Source organism: Desertihabitans aurantiacus, assembly GCF_003344635.1.
GTDB lineage: Bacteria > Actinomycetota > Actinomycetes > Propionibacteriales > Propionibacteriaceae > Desertihabitans > Desertihabitans aurantiacus.
Window position 1 is genome coordinate 1 of record NZ_QPKK01000183.1, and the last position, 7,923, is coordinate 7,923.

Annotated in this window: 9 protein-coding genes; 3 read left to right on the forward strand and 6 right to left on the reverse strand. The window is 74.7% G+C overall.

The window, feature by feature from the left end:
- Positions 1-291: 291 nt before the first annotated feature.
- From DVA66_RS14000 to DVA66_RS14015, 4 genes are all read right to left on the reverse strand, one after another.
- The gene (locus tag DVA66_RS14000; protein ID WP_114560643.1) at positions 292-1,008 is read right to left on the reverse strand and encodes a GntR family transcriptional regulator; all 717 of its coding nucleotides are present in this window, start codon (positions 1,006-1,008) and stop codon (positions 292-294) included.
- The gene (locus tag DVA66_RS14005; RefSeq protein ID WP_232821955.1) at positions 1,005-1,856 is read right to left on the reverse strand and encodes a triose-phosphate isomerase family protein; all 852 of its coding nucleotides are present in this window, start codon (positions 1,854-1,856) and stop codon (positions 1,005-1,007) included. Before DVA66_RS14005 ends, DVA66_RS14000 begins: the two co-directional genes overlap by 4 nt.
- Before the next feature lies 1 nt (position 1,857).
- Positions 1,858-3,582: a dihydroxyacetone kinase family protein gene (locus tag DVA66_RS14010; RefSeq protein WP_114560644.1), complete on the reverse strand. Its 1,725-nt coding sequence runs from the start codon at positions 3,580-3,582 to the stop codon at positions 1,858-1,860.
- 78 nt (positions 3,583-3,660) lie between these two features.
- Positions 3,661-4,764 (reverse strand): epoxide hydrolase family protein, encoded by a 1,104-nt coding sequence (locus tag DVA66_RS14015; RefSeq protein ID WP_114560649.1) that lies wholly within the window; start codon positions 4,762-4,764, stop codon positions 3,661-3,663.
- Between the two features lie 195 nt (positions 4,765-4,959).
- Here DVA66_RS14015 and DVA66_RS14020 point away from each other — a divergent pair, with 195 nt between their 5' ends.
- Complete coding sequence (locus DVA66_RS14020; protein WP_114560645.1) at positions 4,960-5,520, forward strand: dihydrofolate reductase family protein; 561 nt, start codon at positions 4,960-4,962, stop codon at positions 5,518-5,520.
- Between the two features lie 17 nt (positions 5,521-5,537).
- Here DVA66_RS14020 and DVA66_RS21330 read toward each other — a convergent pair whose 3' ends face one another.
- The gene (locus tag DVA66_RS21330) at positions 5,538-5,939 is read right to left on the reverse strand and encodes a type II toxin-antitoxin system VapC family toxin (protein ID WP_198671768.1); all 402 of its coding nucleotides are present in this window, start codon (positions 5,937-5,939) and stop codon (positions 5,538-5,540) included.
- The gene (locus tag DVA66_RS21335) at positions 5,936-6,166 is read right to left on the reverse strand and encodes a hypothetical protein (protein WP_198671769.1); all 231 of its coding nucleotides are present in this window, start codon (positions 6,164-6,166) and stop codon (positions 5,936-5,938) included. The genes DVA66_RS21330 and DVA66_RS21335 overlap by 4 nt, the downstream gene beginning before the upstream one ends.
- A gap of 179 nt (positions 6,167-6,345) precedes the next feature.
- Here DVA66_RS21335 and DVA66_RS14030 point away from each other — a divergent pair, with 179 nt between their 5' ends.
- Together DVA66_RS14030 and DVA66_RS14035 are read left to right on the forward strand one after the other, a co-directional pair.
- Positions 6,346-6,993, forward strand: coding sequence for an SAF domain-containing protein (locus tag DVA66_RS14030; protein WP_114560646.1), 648 nt, complete (start codon positions 6,346-6,348; stop codon positions 6,991-6,993).
- A gap of 1 nt (position 6,994) precedes the next feature.
- Complete coding sequence (locus DVA66_RS14035; RefSeq protein ID WP_114560647.1) at positions 6,995-7,780, forward strand: hypothetical protein; 786 nt, start codon at positions 6,995-6,997, stop codon at positions 7,778-7,780.
- Positions 7,781-7,923: the final 143 nt, after the last annotated feature.

Below are 7,923 nucleotides of genomic sequence, written 5' to 3' on the forward strand. Positions count from 1 at the left end.
GGGTGTGTGCGGCTCGGGACGGGCCAGCGCGCAGGGCGGCCCCCCGCACCCGGTGCCGACCTGCCCTTCACACACGTTCGCGCACCGGCACACATGCTGCAGCCGGTGTGCCGGTGGGCGAGGGTGTGTGCGGCTCGGGACGGGCCAGCGCGCAGGGCGGCCCCCCGCATCCGGTGCCGACCTGCCCTTCACACACGTTCGCGCACCGGCACACATGCTGCAGCCGGTGTGCCGGTGCGCGAGGGTGTGTGCCGTCGGGGTCGGGCGGGGTGCTGCGGGGGTGGTCGGACGTCAGCCGCGACCGGCCTGGGCCAGCGAGCGGGTGCGGACGCCGACGATGTGGCGCTCCATCGCCTGCTCCGGCGTCAGCTCACCCAGTCCGCGGAAGGCGTCGGCGACGGCGGCGTGCTCGGCCACCGCCTCGTGGACGTCGGTGACGCCGCGCAACGCGCTCTGCCGCATCCGGTGCAGCTGGGCGCCGAGCGACTCCGACATGCCGACCAGGTAGCGGTTGCCGCAGGCGCGGAAGACCACGGCGTGGAAGTCGGTGTCGGCGGCGAAGTACTCGGTGGTGAGCGCCAGGTCGACACGGCCGGCGTCCAGCGCCTCGACCACCCGCTCACCGGCCTCGCGGTGGCGCTGCTGGGCCTCGCCGAGCTGGGCGACCAGGTCCGGGCCGGCGGGGGTGGCGAGGCGGGCGGCGGCGGTCTCGAGCACCAGCCGGGCCTCGAACAGCTCCGCCAGCTCCTCGCTGCCCAGCGGCGGGGCGACGCGGTAGCCCTTGAGCGCCTCGCGGGTGACCAGCCCGGTCCGCTCCAGGTGCACCAGGGCCTCGCGCACCGGGGTGGGGGAGACGTCGAGCTGGCGGGCGATGGTGTCGATCGCCAACCGGGCCCCGGGCTCGACCTCGCCGCTGAGCAGCAGCTCGAGGATCAGCTCGTAGACGTGGTCGCGCAGCCCCCGGCGCTCGACGCCGCGGCGGGGGGCCGGGTGGGACGGCATGGTCATCGGGGGGCCCGCGCCGGTGGTGCTTCGCCGTCGCCCGGCCGGCCGGCGTCGGCATCCGTCCCGTCGAGGCCCGTCCCCTGGTCGAGGTCCAGCACCTCGTCCAGGATCGCCGTGACCGCGGCCGGGTCGTGGGCGAACCGGCCGAGGAACATGCCGTCGACGCCGGCGGCGATCCGGGGCAGCAGACCGGGCCCGGCGCTGCCGCCGTAGATGATCCGTCCGGGCAGGTCGGTGTCGGCACGCAGCCGGGGACGCAGCGCCCCGGTGACGGCGACGACGTGCTCGGCCGACGCGGGTGCAGCGGCCCCGATCGCCCACACCGGTTCGTAGGCGACCACCAGCTGGCCGGTCAGCCCCGCCTCGCGCGCGGGGGCGAGGGCGGAGGCGATCTGGGCGGCGACGACCTCGGCGGCGCGGTCGGCCTCCATCCGGTCCTCCTCGCCGACGCAGAGCACCGGGGTGAGCCCGTTGCGCAGGGCGGCGGTGGTCTTGGCCGCGACCACCTCCTCGGTCTCGCCGAACAGCCGGCGCCGCTCGGCGTGACCGACCTCGACCAGGGTGCAGCCGAGCTCGGCCAGGACGGCCCCGCTCACCTCACCGGTGTAGGCGCCCTCGTCGTGCTCGGCCAGGTCCTGGGCGCCGATCGCGACCAGCCCGCCGCCGGCCGACCCGGCGACGGTCTCCAGCGCCTCGGGGATGGAGGGGAACTGGGGCAGCGCGAACAGCTCGACCCGGCCGTCGCGGACGGACGCGTGCTGGCGCGCGGTCTCGGCGACCGCCCGCAGCCACTCCATCGTCCGGGCGTGGGAGAAGTAGGTCTTGAAGCTGCACCCGAGCAGGAGCGGCACGTCAGCCCCAGAGCGTCTGGTGCGCGGTGCGGACCACCATGGCGAAGGAGACCGCACCCGGGTCCGGGGTGCCGACGCTCTTCTCTCCGTGGGAGCGGGCCCGGCCGAGCTTGGCGGTGAGCTCCTTGGTGCCCTCGGCCGCCTCGTGCGCGGCGGTGGCGGCGGCGTCCCAGGCGGTGCCGAGGTCGTCGCCGGCCTCGACCCGCTCGTCGAGGGTGCGGACGAAGGGGACGATGGCGTCGACCATGGTCTTGTCCCCGACCGAGGCGCCGCCGGCCTTCTCCACCGCCTCCTCGGCCGCGCGGACGGCCGTCGCGACGGCTCGGGCGTCGAGGGCGTCGGTGTCGCCGACGGCCTGGCCGAGGGCGTCCAGCATGGCGGCCCAGATGGCCCCGGAGGTGCCGCCGCCCTTGTCGCCCCAGGCGTCGGCGGCCTTGCGCAGGGTGGAGCCGGCGCCGGCGCCGCGGACGACGGCGTCGCGGGCGGCGTCCTTGGCGGCCCGGCCACCGCGCTGCATGCCGATGCCGTGGTCGCCGTCGCCGGCGATCCGGTCGATCCGGCCCAGCTCGTCGGCCTGCTCGTCCAGCAGGGTGGCGACGGCGTCGAAGACCCGGGCGACCTGCTCGGCGTGCTGCTTCGACTCCTCGCTGCCCTCGGTCACCTCGTCCGCGCCGGCGGCCTTGGCCTGCAGCTCCTCGGCGCTGACGGTGTGCTGGCCGCTCACCTGCCCGCGGCGGAAGGCGGGGGTGTCGCAGGGCGCGGTCCACAGCTGCTCGAGCTCCTCGTCCAGCCAGAGCAGGGTGAGCGAGCAGCCGGCCATGTCGAAGCTGGTGCAGAACTCGCCGACCTCAGGGTCGACGACGACCGCGCCGGCCTCGGTGAGGAGGCGGTGCACGCCGCGGTAGACGACGAACAGCTCCTCGTACTTCACGGTGCCGAGGCCGTTGAGGATCGGCACCACCCGGGCGCCGGCGAGGTCGACGCCGTCGGGCACCTCCTCCAGCAGCTTGGAGACGAACAGCTCGGCCAGCTCCTCGGCGGTGGGGACGTCGGTCTCGTCGATGCCGGGCTCGCCGTGGATGCCCAGCCCGATCGCCATCCGGCCCGGCGGCACGTGGAACAGCGGCTCCTTCGCCCCGGGCAGCGTGCAGCCGTCGAAGGCGACGCCGAGGGAGCGCATCCGGTCGTTGGCGCGGCGGGCGACGGTCTCGACGGCGTCGAGGTCGTAGCCGGCCTGGCAGGCCGCTCCGGCGACCTTGAACACGACGAGGTCGCCGGCGATGCCGCGCCGCTTCTCCTTCTCCTCCGGCGGCGCGCTCCAGATGTCGTCGGTGGCGAGCACGGTGCGGCAGTCGATGCCGTCGGCGCGCAGCCGCTCGGCGGCGGCGTCGAAGTTGAGGACGTCCCCGGCGTAGTTGCCGTAGCTGAAGACGACGCCCTTGCCCTGGTCGGCGGCCAGCGCCACCGAGTGCACCTGCTGGGTGGAGGGGGAGGCGAAGAGGTTGCCCATCGCGGCGCCGTGGGCCAGCCCGGGGCCGACCAGACCGGCGAAGGCGGGGTAGTGCCCCGACCCGCCGCCGACCACCAGCGAGACGGTCGGTTCGTCACCCCGGGTGCTGCGGACCACCCCGCCGGGGACGGCCCGCACCCAGCGTCCGTTGGCGGCGACGAAACCCTCCACCAGCTCGTCGCGGAAGTCGTCGGGGTCGTTGAACAAGCGCGTCATCGCGGTCTCCCTCGCGTCGTCGGACTGCGGCGATCCTATAGGAAAGTGGATCGGGTGTGGGAGGCCGGGATGTCGCCGTCAGTCCTGCGCGGCGAGCTCCAGGGCCGTCCGGACCCCGCGCACGTAGTCCTCGGGGCGTTCCCAGGCCGCGAAGTGCCCGCCGGCCGGTGGCTCCTCCCAGGAGCGGACGTCGTGGAACCGCTCGGCGAACTCCCGCGGCGCGTTGGCGAGGTCGCGGGGGAAGAGGGTGAAGGCCGTCGGCGCGGTGATCTGCCCCGCCGGCCGCCCGGTCTTGTCGACGTAGGGGGTGAAGGAGGTGCCGATGCAGCCGCTGACCCAGTAGGCGGTGATCCAGGTGAGGATCTCGTCGCGGGTGAAGACCGACTCGACGTCGCCGTGGCAGTCGGTCCAGCTGCGCAGCTTCTCCAGGATCCAGGCGGCCAGCCCGGCCGGTGAGTCCCCCAGCCCGACGGCGAGGGTGCGGGGTCGGGTGCCCTGCTGGTGCATGTAGGCGCCCTCGCTGGCCTGCCACTCGTGACCGGCGCGCAGGTAGGCCTGCTCGCGCTCGGACAGCTCGGTCGGCGGGTTCGCCAGGTAGCGGTACTGCGAGACGTCGGTGAGGTGCAGCGCCGCCACGGCCGCCGGCCGGTCGGTGGCGAGGGACTCCGCCACGTTGCTGCCGACGTCGCCGGCGGAGACGACGTAGCGGGAGACGCCGAGCTGTTCCAGTGCGCGGCCGACCACCTCGGCCATCGCGGCCGCCGGCAGGCCGCCCTGCGGCACGGCGCGGGCGAAGGGGAACCCCGGCAGGGCGGGGACGACGACGTCCACGTCGGTCAGCAGCGGCAGGACGCGCTCGAAGCGCAGCACCGAGTCGGGCCAGCCGTGCAGCAGCACGACGGTGGGAGCGTCGTCGGCGTCGGCGCGCTGGTGGACGACGCGCAGCGGCGTGGGCCCGGTGTCGAGGTCGACCCAGGGCAGCGACCGGATCCGCTCCTCGTGCGCCCTCCAGTCGTACCCGTCGGCCCAGTACCGCAGGAGTGCCGCGAGGTAGTCCGGGTCGACCCCGCGGTCCCACCCCTGCTCGCCCGCTGTCGTGACGGGTCGGTAGGCCCGCAGCCGGGCACGCAGGTCGGCCAGGACCGGCTCGGGGACCTCGGGGAGGGCGGACACGACGGACATCTCGGGCTCCTCACGCACACCTCGACGGAGGCCTCCTCCGTGGCAGCGACCCTACGCGGGGCAGGTCCGGACGTCCGTGCTGCGCCCGGACCGGCGATGAGGACGGCGACCGGGGGCGGTCTACCCGGTGGCTGCGGCGCCCGGTGGGTGGGAGGCTCGCGGCCCGCACCCTCCCCGCCCGACCCGGAGGACACCATGGGCAAGCTCATCTACTCGATGATCACCTCACTCGACGGCTACGCCGAGGCGGCCGAGGGCGACCTCGGCACCCCGGAGGAGGAGATGGAGGAGCTGCACGGCTTCATCGGCGAGCGGTTCCGCTCCGTCGGCACCTACCTCTACGGGCGGCGGATGTACGAGACGATGGTGTTCTGGGAGACCGCGGACGCCGAGCCGGACGCACCGGAGTTCGTCGTGCAGTACGCCAAGGAGTGGCAGGCCGCGGAGAAGGTCGTCTACTCGACCACGCTGGAGTCGGTCTCGAGCGCACGGACCCGGATCGAGCGCACCTTCGACCCCGAGGCCGTGCGCCGGCTGAAGGCCGAGCTCGAGCACGACCTCACCGTGGACGGACCGATGCTGGCCGGGCAGATGGTGGCGGCCGGGCTGGTCGACGAGTACCACCTGTTCACCACGACCACCGTGGTCGGCGGCGGGAAGCGATTCTTCCCCGACGGCGTCCGGCTCGACCTCGAGCTGGTGGAGGAGCACACCTTCGGCAGCGGGCTGCGCTACGCCCGGTACCGGACGCGCTGACCGCTGGGGGAGGCGGGTCAACCGATCAGGTCGAACGCGCACCGGGAGCCGCTCGCCGAGGCCAGGCGACCGTCGCAGGTGATGAGCACCGCATCGAGACGCTCGGCCAGCGCGACGTAGGCAGCGTCGTAGGCGGTGATGTTGTGACGGAGCTCCCAGATGCGCTCGAGCAGCGGCGGCAGGGGCATCCGCCTGAGTGGAAAATCCACCAGGTGCGCCAGCGCCGCCGGGACGAGGGTGTCCAGCGCCGGGTTGTTCCGGGCCAGCCCACGCAGCGCCGAGGTGACCTCCAGGTCGAGGTGCGCGGGGGCGAACAGGACGTCACCGCGTTCGAGCCGCTCGACGACGCCGCCGTGACGCGGGTCCTCGGCGGCGTAGAAGACGACGAGCACCGAGGCGTCGAGGACCGCCAGGCTCACGACGCCTCGCGGATCTCCCGGAGCGCGGCCACGGCGTCGTCGGCGGTGACGCCCGTCCCGGTGGGCGCGGGGTAGCGCGCGATGTGATCGGTGAGCCGGGCGATCCGAGCGGCCTCGGTCAGGCGCTCCACCACGAACGCGTTGAGGGACTGCCGGCTGTCCTCGGCGGCCGCGACGAGGGCGGCGTAGACGTCGTCGGGGACGTCGTGGACGTCCAGCTGCTTCATGCTCCACCTCCTCGACGGGCACCGCGCGGTTGTCAACAGATCTGAATGTACCTCTGGTCAAGGCGCCAGCACCCGTGGTTGTCTCGGACGCGTCACCACCCCCTGGGAGCACGAGAGGCAGTGCCGTGTCGACGGTCATGAGGAGCTCGCCGACGGAGTCCGGGCCACCCACCGGTCCGGTGCCAGGGCCGCCCGAACGGCGCGCGCCCGACGTCGCCAGCCTGGAGCGCGGGCAGCACCAGCTGCGCGCCCGGCGCTCGCCCCGCTGGATCGCGGCGGGCGTGCTGGCCGTGTGCCTCGGCGGCATCGGTGCGGTGCTGCTCTACAACGGCGCGGTCACCTCCGAGCAGGTGCTGCGGGTCAACGCCGCCGTCGCGCGCGGTGAGGTGGTGGAGGCCGGCGACCTCGGACCGGTCACCGTCGGCTCGCTGCCGGGGGTCTCCACGGTGCCGGCCGAGCAGCTCGACGAGCTGGTCGGGCAGCACGCCCTGGTCGACCTGCCCGCCGGCTCGCTGGTGCCCGCCGGCGGGGTGGGCGCGCCCGTGGTCGCCGAGGGCACGGTCCGGATGGGTCTGTCGCTGGCGCCGGGACGGCTCCCCAGCCAGATGCTGACACCCGGGGACCGGGTGCTGCTGGTCCCGGTGCCCGGCCCCGACGACTCGTCCTCCGAGCTGGGCTCGGCGGTACCGGCCGTGCTCGACAGCACGCCGGAGACCGCGCCCGACGGCGTCGCCAGCCTGGTCGACGTCACCGTGGACAGCGCGGCCAGCGAGCGGGTCGCCCGGCTGGCTGCGACCGACCGGCTCGTGCTGGTGCGGGAGGGCTGAGATGGCGCTGGTGGTGCTGGCTGCGGCGGCGGGAGCGCCGGGCGTCACCGCCACCTCGGTCGGCGTCTCGTTGCTGTGGCCGCGGGACGTGCTGCTGGTCGACGGCGACCGGGACCCGTCCCAGGCGGTGCTGGCCGGCTTCCTGCAGGGTGCCGACGGCCGCGGTCGCGGGCTGGTCGAGCTGGCGCGCGCGCACCGCGAGGGGCGTCCGTTGGAGCAGGAGGTGCTGCACCACACCCTGGAGCTGGCCGGCGACCAGCACCGGCGCCGGCTGTTCCTGCCCGGGTTCACCCACCCCGGCACCGCCCGTCTGTTCGCCCGGGTGTGGGCCGACCTGTCCCGCTCGTTGCAGAACCTCGACACCGCCGGCTTCGACGTGGTGGTCGACGCCGGCCGGATCGGCGCGGAGGGCCTGCCTCCCGAGCTGGTCGCGGCGGCCGACGCGGTGGTCGTCCTCACCCGGTCGACGCTGCGGTCGCTGGCCGCGACCCGGCTGTACCTGCCCGAGCTGGCCGAGACCACCGCGCTCAGCAGGGGCCAGCTGGGGCTGGTGCTGGTCGGTGAGGGCCGGCCCTACGGCGCCCGCGAGATCGCGCAGCAGTTCCGGCTGCCGGTGTGGTCGGTGGTCGAGGACGATCCGGCGGCCGCCGCGGTGTTCTCCGACGGTGCGGCCCATCCGCGGCGCTTCGGCCAGTCCGGGTACGTCCGTTCGCTGCGTCAGACCGCTGAGACGCTGTCGGGCATCGTCTCCCGCTCCCGCGACCTGGTGACGGGGGCGCCGCGGTGAGCCACCCGTCGCTGCACTCGGTCCCGTTGTTCCGTGACGGCGCAGCGCCGCCGGACGCCGGACCGCCCGGTCCCGGGTCGCCCCGCTCGCCGCGGCTGACCTTCAGCGCCGAGGAGGTGGCCGCGAGCCCCGCGCACGCCGCC

What these genes read in the sequence shown, in the direction of transcription:
- DVA66_RS14000 (WP_114560643.1), bottom strand. Translation starts at nt 1,008, where the DNA reads ATGACCATGCCGTCCCACCCGGCCCCCCGCCGCGGCGTCGAGCGCCGG.
- DVA66_RS14010 (WP_114560644.1), bottom strand. Translation starts at nt 3,582, where the DNA reads ATGACGCGCTTGTTCAACGACCCCGACGACTTCCGCGACGAGCTGGTG.
- DVA66_RS14015 (WP_114560649.1), bottom strand. Translation starts at nt 4,764, where the DNA reads ATGTCCGTCGTGTCCGCCCTCCCCGAGGTCCCCGAGCCGGTCCTGGCC.
- DVA66_RS14020 (WP_114560645.1), top strand. Translation starts at nt 4,960, where the DNA reads ATGGGCAAGCTCATCTACTCGATGATCACCTCACTCGACGGCTACGCC.
- DVA66_RS21335 (WP_198671769.1), bottom strand. Translation starts at nt 6,166, where the DNA reads ATGAAGCAGCTGGACGTCCACGACGTCCCCGACGACGTCTACGCCGCC.
- DVA66_RS14035 (WP_114560647.1), top strand. Translation starts at nt 6,995, where the DNA reads ATGGCGCTGGTGGTGCTGGCTGCGGCGGCGGGAGCGCCGGGCGTCACC.